The 17,674-nt window shown below is 54.6% G+C and carries 17 protein-coding genes; 13 read left to right on the top strand and 4 right to left on the bottom strand.

Features of this window, described 5'->3' with window-relative positions:
* Positions 1 to 17: 17 nt before the first annotated feature.
* Together OOJ59_RS02670 and OOJ59_RS02665 are read right to left on the bottom strand one after the other, a co-directional pair.
* The gene (locus tag OOJ59_RS02670; RefSeq protein WP_085047501.1) at positions 18 to 449 is read right to left on the bottom strand and encodes a DUF523 and DUF1722 domain-containing protein; all 432 of its coding nucleotides are present in this window, start codon (positions 447 to 449) and stop codon (positions 18 to 20) included.
* An 87-nt stretch (positions 450 to 536) separates the two neighbouring features.
* Positions 537 to 743 carry a YbfA family protein gene (locus OOJ59_RS02665; RefSeq protein ID WP_003022870.1) on the bottom strand — a complete coding sequence of 69 codons (207 nt, stop codon included), beginning with the start codon at positions 741 to 743 and terminating at the stop codon, positions 537 to 539.
* A gap of 308 nt (positions 744 to 1,051) precedes the next feature.
* On the opposite strand from OOJ59_RS02665, the gene kdpF reads away from it, so the two are divergent.
* Genes kdpF through kdpE form a run of 6 tightly spaced genes read left to right on the top strand, consistent with a single transcriptional unit; the run spans position 1,052 to position 8,833 of the window.
* Positions 1,052 to 1,141, top strand: a complete 90-nt coding sequence (kdpF, locus tag OOJ59_RS02660; protein ID WP_077949339.1) for a K(+)-transporting ATPase subunit F — start codon at positions 1,052 to 1,054, stop codon at positions 1,139 to 1,141.
* Positions 1,141 to 2,820, top strand: coding sequence for a potassium-transporting ATPase subunit KdpA (gene kdpA, locus OOJ59_RS02655; RefSeq protein WP_268063330.1), 1,680 nt, complete (start codon positions 1,141 to 1,143; stop codon positions 2,818 to 2,820). The genes kdpF and kdpA overlap by 1 nt, the downstream gene beginning before the upstream one ends.
* A gap of 20 nt (positions 2,821 to 2,840) precedes the next feature.
* Positions 2,841 to 4,889 carry a potassium-transporting ATPase subunit KdpB gene (gene kdpB, locus OOJ59_RS02650; protein WP_085047503.1) on the top strand — a complete coding sequence of 683 codons (2,049 nt, stop codon included), beginning with the start codon at positions 2,841 to 2,843 and terminating at the stop codon, positions 4,887 to 4,889.
* Positions 4,890 to 4,897: 8 nt separating this feature from the next.
* Positions 4,898 to 5,464, top strand: a complete 567-nt coding sequence (kdpC, locus tag OOJ59_RS02645) for a potassium-transporting ATPase subunit KdpC (protein WP_137346999.1) — start codon at positions 4,898 to 4,900, stop codon at positions 5,462 to 5,464.
* Positions 5,465 to 5,474: 10 nt separating this feature from the next.
* Positions 5,475 to 8,159, top strand: a complete 2,685-nt coding sequence (gene kdpD / locus OOJ59_RS02640; RefSeq protein WP_160955890.1) for a two-component system sensor histidine kinase KdpD — start codon at positions 5,475 to 5,477, stop codon at positions 8,157 to 8,159.
* Complete coding sequence (kdpE, locus tag OOJ59_RS02635; protein ID WP_159121151.1) at positions 8,156 to 8,833, top strand: two-component system response regulator KdpE; 678 nt, start codon at positions 8,156 to 8,158, stop codon at positions 8,831 to 8,833. The genes kdpD and kdpE overlap by 4 nt, the downstream gene beginning before the upstream one ends.
* Before the next feature lie 95 nt (positions 8,834 to 8,928).
* Here kdpE and pgm read toward each other — a convergent pair whose 3' ends face one another.
* On the bottom strand, positions 8,929 to 10,569 hold the full coding sequence (gene pgm / locus OOJ59_RS02630) for a phosphoglucomutase (alpha-D-glucose-1,6-bisphosphate-dependent) (protein ID WP_137351026.1): 1,641 nt from the start codon (positions 10,567 to 10,569) through the stop codon (positions 8,929 to 8,931).
* Between the two features lie 24 nt (positions 10,570 to 10,593).
* Positions 10,594 to 11,136 (bottom strand): replication initiation negative regulator SeqA, encoded by a 543-nt coding sequence (gene seqA / locus OOJ59_RS02625; RefSeq protein ID WP_038638828.1) that lies wholly within the window; start codon positions 11,134 to 11,136, stop codon positions 10,594 to 10,596.
* 193 nt (positions 11,137 to 11,329) lie between these two features.
* Here seqA and ybfF point away from each other — a divergent pair, with 193 nt between their 5' ends.
* From ybfF to tcuB, 7 genes are all read left to right on the top strand, one after another.
* Positions 11,330 to 12,103 (top strand): esterase, encoded by a 774-nt coding sequence (gene ybfF / locus OOJ59_RS02620; RefSeq protein ID WP_160955891.1) that lies wholly within the window; start codon positions 11,330 to 11,332, stop codon positions 12,101 to 12,103.
* A 128-nt stretch (positions 12,104 to 12,231) separates the two neighbouring features.
* Positions 12,232 to 12,519: a LexA regulated protein gene (gene ybfE / locus OOJ59_RS02615; protein ID WP_042310165.1), complete on the top strand. Its 288-nt coding sequence runs from the start codon at positions 12,232 to 12,234 to the stop codon at positions 12,517 to 12,519.
* Between the two features lie 155 nt (positions 12,520 to 12,674).
* Entirely contained in the window at positions 12,675 to 13,205 is a 531-nt protein-coding gene (gene fldA / locus OOJ59_RS02610; protein WP_003022839.1) for a flavodoxin FldA, read from the top strand.
* Between the two features lie 289 nt (positions 13,206 to 13,494).
* Positions 13,495 to 13,941, top strand: a complete 447-nt coding sequence (gene fur, locus OOJ59_RS02605) for a ferric iron uptake transcriptional regulator (protein WP_003022836.1) — start codon at positions 13,495 to 13,497, stop codon at positions 13,939 to 13,941.
* 127 nt (positions 13,942 to 14,068) lie between these two features.
* A complete protein-coding gene (tcuR, locus tag OOJ59_RS02600; protein ID WP_038638820.1) occupies positions 14,069 to 14,995 on the top strand; it encodes a tricarballylate utilization LysR family transcriptional regulator TcuR in 927 nt (308 codons plus the stop codon).
* 97 nt (positions 14,996 to 15,092) lie between these two features.
* Complete coding sequence (gene tcuA, locus OOJ59_RS02595) at positions 15,093 to 16,496, top strand: FAD-dependent tricarballylate dehydrogenase TcuA (protein WP_160955892.1); 1,404 nt, start codon at positions 15,093 to 15,095, stop codon at positions 16,494 to 16,496.
* On the top strand, positions 16,483 to 17,622 hold the full coding sequence (gene tcuB, locus OOJ59_RS02590; protein WP_042309776.1) for a tricarballylate utilization 4Fe-4S protein TcuB: 1,140 nt from the start codon (positions 16,483 to 16,485) through the stop codon (positions 17,620 to 17,622). The genes tcuA and tcuB overlap by 14 nt, the downstream gene beginning before the upstream one ends.
* The last annotated feature ends 52 nt before the right edge of the window (positions 17,623 to 17,674 follow it).

Below are 17,674 nucleotides of genomic sequence, written 5' to 3'. Positions count from 1 at the left end.
ACTCCTGAAGAAAAAAATTAACGCCCGTAGCGCAAACGCAGAGCCTCTGGCCAAGGATTGAAATAGCGCTGCCCGGAGAGATAAGCATCCGGGTATTCCGCCATATAGTGTTTGAGTAATGTTATTGGCGCAAGCAGCGGTTGAGTCGCACGTCGATAGCCGTCAATGAGAGAGGCCAGCTCTTGTCGCTGACGAGAATTTAATTGCGTACGAAAATACCCCTCGCGCTTATCACTAAAACGCAGGGAGACAGCCTCGCCCTCTTTGACCAGATGCAGCGCAGGTCGCGGGACCGGTAACCCGATCCCCATTTCAGGGCATACGGGTTCGAACGCGACCCACGGCGACAGTTCTTCTACAGCAAAGGCCAGGCGCTTATGCCCACCATCATAGCGAACCGCTTCCCCCAACAGACAGGCACTGATACCAACAGGGATTTTCTCGCTCATGATCGCTCCTTTTCATTCCTGAGATAAGTGTAGCTATCATGAGCAAAAAAGCCGCTGATATCAGCGGCTTTTAGGATTCATTAATTATCAGTAGAAATCGCAGGTGGCTTTTTCAGCCTGCTCCATCCACACCGGCTTATCACTGGTTTTAGACCAGACGCGATGCAGGTAGCTGTAAAAACGGGCACGGTCTTTCCAGAACAGCATGACCGGCAGCGCCAGTACGCCCGCCACTACGGCAAAGGTACGGCGTAAGAAAACAATGTGTGCTGGATATTCTTTATAAAAGTCCATAATCCTCTCCCATATAACTGTTCGGTGAATCGCACCGGAAAAATAAAGTTGGTTAACTGATGAAAATAATACCGCCTTGTGTGTAATTTTACTACTCATCCGACCACTTATTTTTATCTATTTATGCCCCGTTTAGCTTAAAACCGTAATTAAGTTACATAAAAGTTAAATTAATACTAACCATTAGTTAAATAATGGTCTTTGCCACTTTTATACTTTTTTTACACCCCGCCCGCCGATTTTTGCGAAATCTTTGCAAGCAAAAACCTACGCTCTGGTTATCACATTTATGCCACTGGAGGTGCACTGTGAGTGCAGGCGTGATAACCGGCATTGGGCTGGTCTTTTTATTATTAGGTTACCTTGTGTATGCCCTGATTAATGCGGAGGCGTTCTGATGGCGGCTCAAGGATTTTTACTCATTGCCAGTTTCTTGCTGGTGCTGTTTGTCATCGCCAGACCGCTGGGGTTTGGGCTGGCCCGACTCATCAATAATACGTCTCTGCCGGGCCTCGCTGGCGTGGAGAGTGTGCTCTGGCGTGGTCTGGGCATTTCGCAACAGGAGATGAACTGGCGGCAGTATCTGCTGGCAATCCTCGCGCTCAATGTACTGGGCCTGCTGGTCCTGTTTTCGATGCTGATGGCGCAAAACCTGCTGCCGCTGAATCCTCAGCAGCTTCCAGGACTTTCATGGCATCTGGCGCTCAACACCGCGGTGAGTTTTGTCACCAATACCAACTGGCAATCTTATGCCGGTGAAACCACTTTAAGCTACTTCAGCCAGATGGCTGGGTTGACCGTGCAGAACTTCCTGTCCGCGGCGACCGGGATTGCGGTGATTTTTGCCCTGACGCGTGCCTTTACGCGCCAGAGCATGGATACGCTGGGTAATGCCTGGGTCGATCTGGTTCGTATTACACTGTGGATCCTCGTGCCGATTGCGCTGCTCATCGCCCTGTTTTTTATTCAACAAGGCGCGCTGCAAAACGTATTGCCCTATCAGCCCATCACGACGCTTGAAGGGGTGAGACAGTTGCTGCCGATGGGACCTGTAGCTTCGCAGGAAGCGATTAAGATGCTCGGCACCAACGGGGGCGGTTTCTTTAACGCTAACTCAGCACATCCGTTTGAAAACCCAACCGCACTGACCAACCTGGTACAGATGCTGGCTATTTTCTTAATTCCTACCGCGCTGTGTTTTGCCTTTGGCGATGTGGTGGGCGATCGTCGTCAGGGCCGGACCCTGTTATGTGCCATGTCGCTCATTTTTGTCATCTGCGTAGCCGTCGTGATGTGGGCCGAAGTTCAGGGCAACCCGCATCTGATGCAGTTAGGTGCAGACAGCAATATCAACATGGAAGGCAAAGAGAGCCGCTTTGGCGTACTGGTCAGCAGTCTGTTTGCGGTCGCCACAACGGCGGCATCCTGTGGCGCAGTGATTGCGATGCATGACTCCTTTACCGCACTCGGCGGAATGGTGCCGATGTGGCTGATGCAAATTGGCGAAGTGGTCTTCGGCGGTGTGGGTTCAGGTCTGTACGGCATGCTGCTGTTCGTATTGCTGGCTGTGTTCATCGCCGGGCTGATGATTGGCCGAACACCGGAATACCTGGGTAAGAAAATCGACGTGCGCGAAATGAAAATGACCGCGCTGGCGATTCTGGTCACACCTGCGCTGGTCCTGCTCGGCACAGCAATAGCAATGATGACCGATGCCGGGCGCAGCGCCATGCTCAACCCGGGTCCACATGGTTTTAGTGAAGTGCTGTATGCCGTGTCATCTGCCGCGAACAACAACGGTAGCGCCTTTGCCGGATTAAGCGCCAATAGCCCGTTCTGGAATTGCCTGCTGGCGCTGTGCATGTTCTTCGGTCGCTTCGGCGTGATCGTACCCGTGATGGCTATTGCCGGGTCGCTGGTCAGTAAAAAGATCCAGCCTGCCAGCCCTGGCACGCTACCTACCCACGGCGCGCTGTTTGTCGGGTTGTTAATCGGTACGGTGTTACTGGTTGGCGCTCTCACCTTTGTTCCTGCCCTGGCCCTTGGCCCGGTCGCAGAATACCTGTCATTACACTGAGTGATGCGGAGCACATTACTATGAGTCGCAAGCAACTGGCGCTGTTCGAACCTTCTCTGGTCGCACAGGCGCTGATGGATGCCGTGAAAAAATTAAGCCCACATACCCAATGGCGTAATCCGGTGATGTTTCTCGTCTGGCTGGGCAGCCTGCTGACCACGCTGTTAACGCTGGCGATGGCAACAGGTTATATGCCAGGCAATCCGTGGTTTACCGGCGCGATTAGTCTGTGGCTGTGGGTTACCGTCCTGTTCGCTAACTTTGCCGAAGCGCTGGCTGAGGGGCGCAGTAAAGCACAGGCGAACAGTCTGAAAGGGGTGAAAAAAACCGCCTTTGCCCGCAAACTTCGCGAACCAAAATACGGCTCGGCCATGGATCACGTCCCTGCCGATGATCTCCGTAAAGGCGATATTGTGCTGGTGGAAGCTGGCGATATTATCCCGTGTGACGGCGAGGTGATCGAAGGTGGCGCATCGGTAGACGAAAGCGCGATTACCGGTGAGTCTGCGCCGGTCATTCGTGAATCCGGTGGCGATTTTGCCTCGGTCACCGGCGGGACTCGCATCCTCTCCGACTGGCTGGTGATCGAATGTAGCGTAAACCCCGGCGAAACATTCCTCGACCGGATGATCGCCATGGTCGAAGGCGCGCAGCGGCGTAAAACCCCCAATGAAATCGCCCTGACGATCCTGCTGATTGCCCTGACTATCGTCTTTCTGTTGGCGACCGCCACGCTATGGCCGTTTTCCGCCTGGGGCGGCAGCGCGGTCAGCGTCACGGTACTGGTTGCCCTGCTCGTTTGTCTGATCCCCACCACCATCGGCGGTCTGCTTTCTGCCATTGGCGTGGCCGGGATGAGCCGTATGCTGGGCGCGAACGTCATTGCCACCAGCGGACGTGCGGTCGAAGCCGCGGGGGACGTGGACGTCCTGCTGCTGGATAAAACCGGCACTATTACGCTGGGTAACCGTCAGGCTTCAGATTTTCTGCCTGCCCAGGGCGTGGACGAAAAAACGCTGGCCGATGCCGCACAGCTTTCATCGCTGGCCGATGAAACACCGGAAGGCCGCAGCATCGTTATTCTGGCAAAACAGCGCTTTAATCTGCGTATTCGCGACGTGCAATCGCTGCACGCGACCTTTGTGCCGTTTACCGCGCAAAGCCGGATGAGCGGTATCAACATCGACAACCGTATGATCCGCAAAGGTTCGGTCGATGCCATTCGTCGTCACGTTGAAGCCAACGGCGGTCACTTCCCCGCCGATGTCGAGCAGAAGGTCGACAACGTCGCTCGCCTTGGCGCTACGCCGCTGGTGGTAGCCGAAGGCTCCCGCGTACTGGGCGTGATAGCCCTGAAAGATATTGTGAAAGGCGGGATCAAAGAACGTTTTGCCCAACTGCGCAAAATGGGGATCAAAACGGTGATGATAACCGGCGATAACCGCCTGACCGCCGCCGCGATCGCCGCAGAAGCCGGGGTGGATGATTTCTTAGCGGAGGCCACGCCGGAAGCCAAGCTGGCGCTGATTCGTCAGTATCAGGCGGAAGGCCGTCTGGTGGCGATGACCGGCGACGGAACCAACGACGCCCCGGCACTGGCGCAGGCGGATGTCGCGGTCGCCATGAACTCCGGGACCCAGGCGGCGAAGGAAGCTGGCAACATGGTGGATCTCGATTCCAACCCCACCAAACTGATTGAAGTGGTGCACATTGGGAAACAGATGCTGATGACGCGCGGCTCGCTGACCACCTTCAGTATCGCCAATGACGTAGCAAAGTATTTCGCCATTATCCCGGCCGCGTTCGCCGCCACCTATCCGCAGCTCAATGCGCTTAACGTCATGGGACTGCATTCGCCGGATTCAGCGATCCTCAGCGCGGTTATCTTTAATGCGCTGATCATCGTTTTTCTGATCCCACTGGCGCTTAAAGGCGTGAGCTACAAGCCGTTATCCGCATCTGCAATGTTGCGCCGTAATTTGTGGATCTACGGTCTGGGCGGTCTGGTGGTGCCATTTATTGGTATTAAAGCGATTGATTTACTGCTGACCCTGTTGGGTCTGGTGTGAGGTTTCAGATGAGTGGATTACGTCCTGCATTATCAACATTGATTTTCCTGATGCTTATTACCGGCGGGGCTTACCCGCTGCTGACCACCGCGCTGGGGCAGTGGTGGTTTCCCCACCAGGCTAACGGCTCGTTGATCCGCGAAGATCAGGTTGTTCGCGGCTCTGAGCTTATTGGGCAACATTTTACCGCCGCCGGTTATTTTCAGGGGCGTCCGTCTGCGACGGCGGAAATGCCCTATAATCCCATGGCTTCTGGTGGCAGTAACCTGGCCGTCAGCAACCCGGAACTGGATAAACAGTTGCAAAGCCGGATTGCCGCGCTGCGTGCAGCCAATCCACAGGCTAATCCTGCCGTTCCGCTAGAACTGGTAACCGCGTCGGCCAGCGGGCTGGATAACAACCTGTCGCCCGCCGCGGTGGCCTGGCAAATTCCTCGCGTGGCGCAGGCCCGCAACCTCAGCGTTGAAGAGGTGTCGCGCCTGGTTGCACAATACACGCAAAAGCCGCTGGTCAGTTTTATCGGCCAGCCGGTGGTGAACCTGGTGGAACTTAATTTAGCGCTGGATAAGCACTGAGAAAAAGGACATGCATAGCGAACCCTTACGTCCCGATCCCGATCGCCTGTTGGAGCAGACCACCGCGCCACACCGCGGAAAACTAAAAATATTCTTCGGTGCCTGCGCAGGCGTCGGGAAAACCTGGGCCATGCTAACGGAAGCCCAGCGGCTGCGGGCGCAGGGGTTAGATGTGCTGATTGGCGTGGTGGAAACCCACGGACGCAAAGAGACCGCCGCGCTGCTGGACGGTCTCAGTATCCTGTCGCTAAAGCGACACGCGCGTCATGGTCGCCACATCAGCGAGTTCGATCTTGATGCCGCGCTGGCCCGCCGTCCGGCGCTCATTTTAATGGATGAACTGGCGCACAGTAATGCCCCAGGCTCACGCCATCCAAAGCGCTGGCAGGATATTGAAGAGTTGCTGGAAGCCGGTATCGACGTCTTTACCACCGTTAACGTCCAGCATCTGGAAAGTCTCAATGATGTGGTCAGCGGCGTCACTGGTATTCAGGTGCGCGAAACCGTCCCTGATCCTTTCTTCGATGCCGCTGACGATGTGGTGCTGGTCGATCTTCCCCCCGATGATTTGCGCCAGCGCCTGAACGAAGGCAAGGTCTATATCGCTGGTCAGGCGGAAAGAGCCATCGAGCATTTCTTTCGCAAAGGTAATTTGATCGCGCTGCGCGAGCTGGCCTTGCGCCGTACGGCCGATCGGGTGGACGATCAAATGCGCGCCTGGCGCGGGCGTCCAGGGGAAGAAAAAGTCTGGCATACCCGCGACGCCGTTTTGCTGTGCATTGGGCACAACACCGGCAGCGAAAAACTGGTGCGCGCCGCCGCGCGACTGGCGGCGCGTCTCGGCAGCGTCTGGCATGCGGTGTATGTCGAAACGCCGGCGCTGCACCGACTCCCCGAAAAACAGCGGCGCGCGATCTTAAGCGCACTGCGATTAGCCCAGGAGCTGGGCGCGGAAACCGCCACGCTTTCCGATCCTGCTGAAGATAAAGCGGTAATCCGCTACGCCCGCGAGCATAATCTGGGAAAAATTGTGCTCGGGCGTCCGACAACGCGTCGCTGGTGGCGCAGCGATTCCTTTGCCGACAAACTGGCCCATCGCGCACCGGATCTCGATCTGATGATTGTCGCGCTGGACGAACCGCCTTCACGCCCGACGCTACCCACTACGGATAACCGCACCTTTAAAGATAAATGGCGGGTACAAATTCAGGGTTGTGTGGTTGCCGTCGCGCTATGCGCCATCATTACGCTGATCGCGATGCAGTGGCTGATGGCTTTTGATGCCGCTAACTTGGTAATGCTCTATTTACTGGGTGTGGTGGTTATCGCCCTCTTCTACGGACGCTGGCCATCCGTACTGGCAACCTTTATTAACGTCGCCAGCTTCGATCTCTTCTTTATTGCCCCACGTGGGACGCTGGCCGTTTCCGACGTCCAATATCTGCTTACCTTTGCCGTAATGCTAACGGTCGGGCTGGTTATCGGTAATCTGACCGCCGGCGTCCGTTATCAGGCGCGGGTGGCGCGCTATCGGGAACAGCGTACGCGTCATCTGTATGAGATGTCGAAAGCGTTAGCCGTTGGACGGAGCCAGCAGGACATCGCCGCGACCAGCGAACAGTTTATCGCCTCAACGTTTCAGGCCCGCAGTCAGGTTTTATTACCTGATGAACACGGTAAGCTGGCTCCCCTCACCCATCAACAGGGCATGACGCCATGGGACGATGCCATTGCCCAATGGAGTTTTGACAAAGGGCAACCGGCTGGCGCGGGCACGGATACCTTACCGGGCGTACCGTACCAAATCTTACCGCTAAAAAGCGCCGATAAAACGCATGGGCTACTGGTAGTGGAACCGGGAAATCTGCGTCAGTTGATGATTCCCGAGCAGCAGCGCCTGCTGGAAACCTTTACCCTGTTGGTCGCCAGTGCGCTGGAACGTCTGACCCTGACCGCCAGCGAAGAGCAGGCCCGGTTTGCCAGTGAACGCGAAAGTATTCGCAATGCGCTGCTTGCCGCCCTGTCCCACGATTTGCGCACGCCGCTGACGGTGCTGTTCGGTCAGGCAGAGATTTTAACGCTGGATCTGGCCAGTGAAGGTTCGCCGCATGCGCGCCAGGCCAGTGAGATTCGCCAGCACGTGCTGAATACCACCCGACTGGTTAATAATCTGTTGGATATGGCGCGAATTCAGTCTGGCGGCTTTAATCTTAAGAAGGAGTGGTTAACGCTGGAAGAGGTGGTGGGCAGCGCCCTGCAGATGCTGGAGCCAGGACTCTCTGCTCCGATTAACCTGTCGTTACCCGAACCGTTGACGCTGATCCATGTCGATGGCCCGCTTTTTGAACGGGTGTTGATCAACCTGCTGGAGAACGCCGTAAAATACGCGGGTCCGCAGGCACAAATCGGCATTGACGCCAGCGTTGATGGCGAGCACCTGCTACTGGACGTCTGGGATAATGGACCGGGTATTCCGTCGGGTATGGAACAGCGTGTTTTTGACAAATTTTCCAGAGGAAACAAAGAGTCATCGGTACCCGGCGTAGGGTTGGGACTGGCCATTTGTCAGGCGATTGTGGACGTGCACGGCGGTACCATTTCCGCCCATAATCGTGCCCAGGGGGGGGCATGTTTCCGTGTTACACTACCCCAGGAGATCCCCCCTGAACTTGAAGATTTTCATGAGGATATGTGACAAACGTACTGATTGTTGAAGATGAACAGGCCATTCGCCGCTTTCTGCGCACTGCGCTGGAAGCCGATGGTCTGCGTGTATATGAAGCGGAAACGCTACAACGTGGTTTGCTGGAAGCCGCCACGCGAAAACCCGATCTCATCATTCTCGATCTCGGCCTGCCAGACGGCGACGGCATTGATTTTATTCGCGACCTGCGGCAATGGAGCGCAATCCCGGTAATTGTGCTTTCAGCCCGCAGCGAAGAGAGCGATAAAATCGTCGCGCTGGATGCCGGCGCCGATGACTATCTCAGTAAACCCTTCGGTATTGGCGAGCTACAGGCGCGATTGCGCGTGGCATTGCGTCGCCATGCCAGCGGCGCGTCTCCCGAACCGGTGGTGCATTTTTCCAACGTAAAAGTGGATATCGCCGCCCGCCTCGTACACCGTGGTGACGAGGAAATCCATCTGACACCGATTGAGTTTCGCCTGTTAGCGGTACTGCTGAATAATGCCGGGAAGGTACTGACGCAACGCCAATTGTTAAATCAGGTCTGGGGGCCGAACGCCGTTGAGCACAGCCATTATCTGCGAATTTATATGGGACACCTGCGCCAGAAACTGGAGCTGGACCCGGCTCGTCCACGTCATTTTCTGACCGAAACCGGGATTGGCTATCGGTTTATGCCGTAAGTCTAGTCGAATAAAAAAGCCGGATCAGCATACATGCTATCCGGCTTTTGTATTCATGCCGGATGGTGACGTTAGCGTCTTATCCGGCCTGGGGTTTACGCGTTTTTCAACACTTCGCTGACGATCTCAACCGCTTCTTTTTCGATCTGTTTGCGGTGTTCTTCACCGAGGAAGCTTTCGCAATAGATCTTGTAAGCGTCTTCTGTGCCTGACGGACGCGCGGCAAACCAGCCGTTGTCAGTCATCACTTTCAGACCGCCAATGGAAGCACCATTGCCAGGTGCCGCGGTCAGACGTGCGGTGATCGGGTCGCCCGCCAGCGTGCTGGCGCTTACCATTTCCGGAGACAGCTTAGACAGCGCCGCTTTCTGCGCGGAGGTCGCGCTCGCCTGCAAACGATTGTAGCTCGGCGCGCCGAAGCGAGCAGCCAGTTCGTTGTAGTGTTCTTGCGGGTTCTTACCGGTCACAGCGGTAATTTCTGCCGCCAGCAGGCACATGATGATGCCGTCTTTGTCGGTCGACCACGGTGTACCGTCGAAACGCAGGAAAGAAGCGCCCGCGCTCTCTTCACCACCAAAGCCAAAGCTGCCATCGAACAGACCGTCAACAAACCATTTAAAACCGACCGGCACTTCCACCAGCTTACGACCCAAATCGTTGACCACGCGGTCAATCATTGCCGAGGAAACCAGCGTCTTACCGACGGCAACATCTTTGCCCCACTGCGGACGATGCTGGAACAGGTAGTTGATCGCCACCGCCAGGTAGTGGTTCGGGTTCATCAGCCCCGCCGGGGTGACGATACCGTGACGGTCATAGTCCGGATCGTTGGCAAAGGCCAGATCGAACTTGTCACGCAGCGCCAGCAGACCCGCCATCGCGCACTCGGAGGAGCAGTCCATACGGATTGCGCCGTCTTTATCGAGATGCATAAAGCGGAAAGTCTGATCAACGTGGTCGTTAACGATAGTCAGGTTCAGGTTGTAGTGCTTCGCAATACGCTTCCAGTATTCGATACCGGAACCGCCCAACGGATCGACACCCAGCGTCAGACCCGCTTTCTGGATCGCCGCCATGTCGACGATATCCGCCAGTCCTTCCACAAACGGTTGAACCAGGTCCTGCTCTTTCACATGACCCGATGCCAGCGCCGCGTCCAGCGACATACGCTTCACGCCTTGCAGACCGTCAGCCAGCAACGCGTTAGCCCTGTCTTCCACCACTTTGGTGACGTTGGTATCTGCCGGACCACCGTTTGGCGGGTTGTATTTAATGCCACCATCTTCCGGCGGGTTGTGGGACGGCGTGATCACAATGCCATCAGCCAGCGGGCCGCCTTTTTTGTTGTGGACCAGGATGGCATTCGACACGGCAGGGGTTGGCGTAAAGCCGTTGTTTTCCTGCACGATGACATCAACGCCATTCGCCGCCAGCACTTCCAGCACAGAGATAAAAGCCGGTTCAGACAGCGCGTGGGTATCCTTGCCCACAAAGCACGGGCCAGTAATCCCGTTTTTCGCACGTTCTTCAGCAATCGCCTGGGCGATAGCCAGAATATGCGGCTCGTTAAAACTATGACGACCTGCACTGCCGCGATGCCCGGACGTACCGAACTTGACGGCGTGCTCAGCGTTCCCTGCCGTTGGTTTCAGTACATAGTACTGTGCCGTCAGTTGGGCGACGTTAATCAAATCACTCTGTTGCGCAGGTTGACCTGCACGGTTGTGGATTGCCATTGCCTGGTCCTTCTAATGCAAGGATTAAATTGTTCCGCAAACCTTTTCAATCAATTCCGCAGGGAATTGCATTGACTGCATGATGTGCTCCACCATGCTGCATTTACGGCCGGTGTTGGTATTGGTGATCACCCAGTACGGCGTGCCTGGCACGTGTTTCGGTTTGGTTTGATTACCATTTTTCAGCAGCGTCTGTTCATCTGCCGCAAAATAAACGCGCGTCCGGCCATGCAACGAATCCGTTGCTTCGGCGAATGCGTTTTGATCCAGAGAATAGAGTGTAGACAGCACCAGCATAAAGCGATTTACTGCTTTCTTCTGTTCCGCATATTCATCGGACAACAGCAGTTCACGCATCGCGCGCACTTTATCTTTTACGGGGTTAACCGGCTTAGCTTCCACGACAGGTTGCACAGCGCGGACTTCTTTTACTACCGGAGTGACAGGCTGTGCTGCGGCGGAAAATTTCAACATACGCCGTAAAATGTCGGATGCGCTCTCGCCGATATGCTTGGTATGGCTGGCAATATAGCTATAGAGTTCATCATCAACTTCAATCGTTTTCATCTTAATCCAGTGCAGTGTTTAGCTGAATACAAGTTGTTGGGTTAACACGCGTAGTGTAAAGGCAAATCCCAACAGCGGATAGCGTCAAGCCTGGTGGCTGATAAAACTCGGAGTAACCGTAGTTGTTGCAGCCCTGTGGCAGAATGGTCAACATGATACCCTAACCCGTGAGTGTGAAAAAAAGAACTTTGCCATGAAATTGAATATCCGAGCGCAATCTGCGCAAAACCTGCACAATAATTCTCCCATCGTCCTGGTTCACGGCCTGTTTGGTAGCCTGGATAACCTGGGGATCCTGGCACGCTCCCTGGTGGCCGATCACGATATCATCCAGGTTGATATGCGAAATCATGGCCTCTCGCCCCGATCGCCTGAAATGAATTATGCGGCCATGGCGCAAGACCTGGTGGATACGCTGGACGATCGACAGATCGAAAAAGCGATCTTTATTGGTCACTCGATGGGGGGAAAAGCCGTCATGGCGTTAACCGCGTTGGCCCCTGATCGTATTGATCGGCTGGTGGCTATTGATATTGCACCGGTTGACTATCATGTGCGCCGTCACGATGAGATTTTTGCGGCAATCAATGCCGTAACCGAGGCACAAGCGTCCTCGCGCCAGCAAGCGGCAAGCGTCATGCGCCAGCATCTGCAAGAGGAGGGTGTTATTCAGTTTCTGCTGAAATCCTTTGTTGACGGCGAGTGGCGCTTTAACGTTCCCGTGTTGTGGGATCAATATCCCACTATCGTCGGTTGGCAAACCATCCCGGCATGGGAGCACCCGGCATTGTTTATTCCAGGCGGTAACTCCCCTTATGTCACCGAAGCGTATCGCGAGCAGCTACTGGCACAATTCCCGCAGGCTCGGGCGCACGTTATTGCAGGCGCGGGGCATTGGGTACATGCGGAAAAACCTGAAGCAGTGCTGCGGGCCATCCGTCGTTATCTGAACGAACCGGCTAACTGATTAAAAACTCAGCGTCCGTGCGCGATTACGCGCGTGGGCGTTGGCGTGCCTCTCCTGCTGATGTATTATGGCGCGCTATCCATCCGGGCGGACGCCTGGCTGATTGTTTCCCCGAAGTCACCAAGATCATGGCCAAAGAACAAACGGACCGTACGACATTAGATCTGTTCGCGCAGGAGCGTCGCCCGGGACGACCCAAAACTAATCCGCTCTCGCGTGATGAACAGTTACGTATAAATAAACGTAATCAGCTTAAACGTGACAAAGTTCGCGGGCTTAAGCGTGTCGAACTGAAACTGAACGCTGATGCCGTTGACGCGTTAAACGAGCTGGCCGAGGCGCGCAACATGAGTCGCAGTGAACTCATCGAAGAGATGCTGATGACCCAACTCACCGCATTGCGCGGTCAGGCATAGTCTGAATTTCTGCTCTAAATCATAAATCGTGTAGCACAGAGTGCAGTCCCGCGTGTTTGCTGTTTCCGCATGCCTGACTGTTCTGCTATGATTGCCCTTATCCGTGGGCAATGCGCCACCACCATTTCAATAAGTTTCAAGAGGTTATTTTACTCATGGCAATCACTGGCATCTTTTTCGGCAGCGACACCGGTAATACCGAAAACATCGCAAAAATGATTCAAAAACAGCTTGGTAAAGACGTTGCCGATGTACATGACATTGCAAAAAGCAGCAAAGAAGACCTGGAAGGGTATGACATTCTGCTGCTCGGCATTCCAACCTGGTACTACGGTGAAGCGCAGTGTGACTGGGACGATTTCTTCCCTACCCTCGAAGACATTGATTTTAACGGCAAACTGGTTGCATTGTTCGGCTGCGGCGACCAGGAAGATTACGCAGAATATTTCTGCGATGCGTTAGGCACAATTCGCGACATCATTGAGCCACGCGGCGCCACCATCGTCGGTCACTGGCCAACGGCGGGTTATCACTTTGAAGCGTCCAAAGGCCTGGCTGACGACGACCACTTTGTCGGTCTGGCTATCGATGAAGATCGCCAGCCGGAGCTGACCGCTGAACGCGTAGAAAAATGGGTTAAGCAGATCTCAGAAGAACTGCACCTCGACGAAATCATCAATGCCTGATTTCGCGCGGCGCAGATCCTCATCTGCGCCGCATCAATAGATAAAACCAATCAAAATAATTGCTACAAATTTGTAACTTTTCCGTCTGACCCTGTACAATGGCTGGATGCCAATCGGGTGTTGCACAGTGTGTTTGTCGGCGATACCACGTTTTGATTAACAATATATGCCAGAGACTTGCTGTTTTCATTTAACCATGGCAGTTCTATAATGATACGCAATTTCTCAAGTGCAATTTCTGTCACTTCTGTTAATGAAGTGAATCGTTTAGCTACAGGACAGATTCCGCATGACTGACAACAATACCGCATTAAAGAAGGCTGGCCTGAAAGTAACGCTTCCTCGTTTAAAAATTCTGGAAGTTCTTCAGGAACCGGATAACCATCACGTCAGTGCGGAAGACTTATACAAACGCCTGATCGATATGGGTGAAGAAATTGGTCTGGCGACCGTGTATCGTGTGCTGAACCAGTTTGATGATGCCGGTATCGTGACCCGCCACAATTTTGAAGGTGGTAAATCCGTCTTCGAACTGACTCAACAGCATCACCACGATCACCTCATTTGCCTCGATTGCGGCAAAGTGGTCGAGTTCAGCGATGATTCCATTGAAGCGCGTCAGCGTGAGATTGCGGCTAAACATGGTATTCGCTTAACCAACCATAGCCTCTATCTTTATGGCCACTGCGCCGAAGGCGATTGCCGCGAAGATGAGCATGCGCACGACGGCAAATAATGTGACGCTTTCTGAAAAGCCAACCATCCGGTTGGCTTTTTTTATGGGCCAAATTTGACCATCCCCCTCTTCCTTCTACGTCAATGTTGCTTTAATGTAAAAATCAATTGCCATTCGGAGAGTTGGAATGGAACTTCGTCAACTACGCTATTTTGTGCGTATTGTAGAAACCGGCAGCATGGGTAGCGCGGCGCTCGATCTCAATATCGGTGTTTCGGCACTCAGTCAGCAAATGACGCGCCTGGAAAGCGAACTTGCTATTCGTCTGCTTCAACGCACCTCGCGCGGTGTGACGCCCACCAGCGCCGGACTGGCTTTTTACTCCCAGGCGCAGCTGGCGCTCCGGCATGCAGACGATGCAATCCTCGCCGCGCGCGAGGCCCGACTTTCCGGACACGTCAGCGTCGGTATGGCCCCCAGTACCGCTTCCGTTCTCGGTATGCCATTTATTCACGCCATGCGGGAAAGCTATGCTGATGTTCGCCTGCATGTGGTGGAAAGTCTCTCTGGCAACCTGGAACGAATGATTAATACCCGCCAGATTGATCTGGCTGTCGTGTTTCAAAAAGAAAAGATCCTGCGCTGGAGCGCCAGACCGATTCTTGAAGAACGGCTGTTTTTGATTGGGACCCATGCCCTATTGGCTGATATTGTCGACGACAATATTGCTCCAGCCCAGTTGGCAAATATTCCATTGATCATGCCAAGCCCGGGACATGGTCTGCGCGGCAGGCTGGATGCCATCTGCCAGGAACACGCGCTAAATATTGAGATCGCTACTGAAATTGATGGTCTGGCGTTACTGATGCGCGCCGTACGCAGTGGCATTGGCGCCACTCTTCAGCCCGGTGCGGCGATCTCCCATCTCGATAAAGAAACTCTAAGAGTGATCGGCGTCTATAATCCGATACTTAGCCGCCCTAACTTTCTGGTCAGCCTCTCTGACGATGAACTTACCCCGGCAGGCCTTGCCGCCCGTGTGGTGCTGACGAAAGTTATGCATCAACTGGTGGAAGCAGGAAGCTGGCCTGGCGCTACTCTTTACAATAACTAAAGTACCGTTTAGCACCACATCATAGCGCCCGCACAAGCTGTGCGTATACATTTCAATTACAAATTTAACAAATAGTTAAATGGTAATGGAGTATACGATGGTTGATGTTCTGGTGATTGGTGGTGGTAATGCCGCGTTATGTGCTGCCTTGACCGCCCGGGAGCAAGGAGCTTCGGTACTCCTGCTCGAAGCGGCCCCCCGGGAATGGCGCGGAGGAAACTCCCAACACACGCGTAATTTACGTTGTATGCATGATGCGCCGCAGGATGTGCTGGTGGACAGCTATCCTGAAGAAGAATTCTGGCAAGATCTGTGGCGCGTCACGGAAGGGAATACCAACGAAGCGCTGGCGCGTCTGGTGATCCGTACCTCTTCACAATGCCGCGACTGGATGCGCCAGCACGGCGTTAACTTTCAACCTCCTCTCTCTGGCGCTTTACACGTGGCGCGAACCAACGCCTTTTTTATGGGCGGTGGAAAGGCCCTTGTGAATGCCTATTATCGCAGCGCAGAAAAGCTGGGAGTGCAGATCCGTTATAACACCCCGGTTCAGGCGCTTGAACTGCGTAATGGCGAGTTCGTGGCGGCGCTGGCAGGCAAAGAGCGCATCACCGCTAAATCCTGCGTGCTTGCCGCTGGCGGTTTTGAGTCTAACCGCGAATGGCTACGAGAAGCATGGGGAGAGAACGAGCGCGGTGAATGGCCAGCGGATAACTTCCTGATTCGCGGCACGCGCTTTAACCAGGGCGTACTGCTCAAATTTATGATGGATGCCGGAGCCGACATTATCGGCGATCCCTCCCAGTCACACTGCGTAGCCATTGATGCCAGAGCACCATTATATGACGGCGGGATTTGCACCCGCGTGGACTGCGTCTCGCTCGGTATAGTGGTGAACCGGGACGCTGAGCGCTTTTATGATGAAGGTGAAGATTTCTGGCCCAAACGCTACGCCATCTGGGGACGTCTGGTCGCTCAACAGCCAGGGCAGATTGGCTACTCCATCATCGACAGTAAAGCTATTGGCCACTTTATGCCGCCGGTCTTTCCCGGCGCGCAGGCCAATACGTTGGCAGAGCTGGCTCTTCAGTTAGGACTGGATGCCGAACGTTTTACCCACACCGTGACGCAATACAACAACGCCTGCCAGCCAGGTCAGTTCAACCACACTGTTCTGGATAACTGCGCCACCAAAGATTTGCTACCCGCGAAAACGCACTGGGCGCGACCACTGGACCAGCCGCCATTCTACGGCTATGCCCTGCGGCCAGGGATCACCTTCACTTATCTTGGGTTAAAAGTGAACGAACACGCCGCTGTGCATTTTGCCGGGCTTCCAAGCCGTAACCTGTTCGTCGCCGGAGAGATGATGGCGGGCAACGTGTTGGGCAAGGGCTACACCGCAGGCGTGGGGATGTCGATCGGCACCACCTTTGGCCGCATTGCCGGAAAAGAAGCCGCGCTGGCCGCACGTAAGGAGACACGTCATGAAGCAGCTTGAGAAACTGATCATCGAAGCGCAAATTATCACCGAACCGGAAGCTGAAGTTGAACGTGTGATGCAGGTGTGCAATGCCTGTCGCTATTGTGAAGGCTTTTGCGCCGTATTCCCGGCGATGACGCAACGTCTGGAATTCGGTAAAGCGGATATCAACTATCTGGCGAACTTGTGCCATAATTGCGGCGCTTGCCTGCACGCGTGTCAGTATGCCCCGCCTCATGAATTTGCCATCAACGTACCGAAGGCGATGGCGGAGGTCCGGCTCGAAACCTATCAGCATTATGCGCAACCCGCCGCCTTTGGCGCGCTTTATCGTCGCGCGGGCGTAACCGTGACGCTGGCGCTGGTTTTCGGTCTGATCCTGTTTTTACTCCTCGCTATAGGTTTGAAAGGTTCACTATTCCATCCTCCGCTGGCCGGGGATTTCTATCAAATTTTCCCGCATAACCTGCTGGCCTGGATGTTTGGTTCGGTCTTTATTCTGGCGATCGGTTTGCTGATGGCGGGCGTGATCCGCTTCTGGCGCGAGATCTCTCCGGGTATGCCGCGTTCCGCCGAGATTGCTGAAGCCTCACACGATGCGCTGACGCTGAAATATCTCGATGGTGGCCACGGCAAAGGTTGTAACGAAGCGGATGATGCTTTCACCCTGATGCGCCGCCGTTTCCACCACTTTACCTTCTACGGTTTTATGCTCTGCTTTGCCGCCACCGTGGTGGCAACAGGCTATCACTACTTTGCAGGCATAGAAGCGCCCTACCCGTTCTTCAGCGTTCCGGTGATGCTGGGCACGCTGGGCGGCATTGGTCTGGTTGTCGGCCCGGCTGGCTTACTATGGCTGAATCTTAAACGCTCACCGCTACACGGCGACGCACGGCAAAAACCGATGGATCGCGGTTTTATTTTGCTGCTGCTGCTGACCAGTCTGACCGGTCTGGCGCTGCTGGCGGGAAGAGACACCTCATGGATGGCTATTTTACTGGCCATTCATCTCGGCGTGGTCATGGCGCTTTTTCTGACCATTCCTTACGGAAAATTTGCCCACGGATTTTACCGCTGCGCAGCCTTACTCAAGTGGGCGATTGAGAAACGGCGCGGCAAACAAGCGGGGGTCACAGGCGACTAACCCGCAAACTCTTACCTCTATAAATATTATGATAAGACAGTGGAGCAAACCC

Source organism: Citrobacter sp. W9, from assembly GCF_026719375.1.
Lineage (GTDB): Bacteria > Pseudomonadota > Gammaproteobacteria > Enterobacterales > Enterobacteriaceae > Citrobacter > Citrobacter werkmanii.
This window is presented reverse-complemented; position numbering and strand designations above follow the sequence as displayed.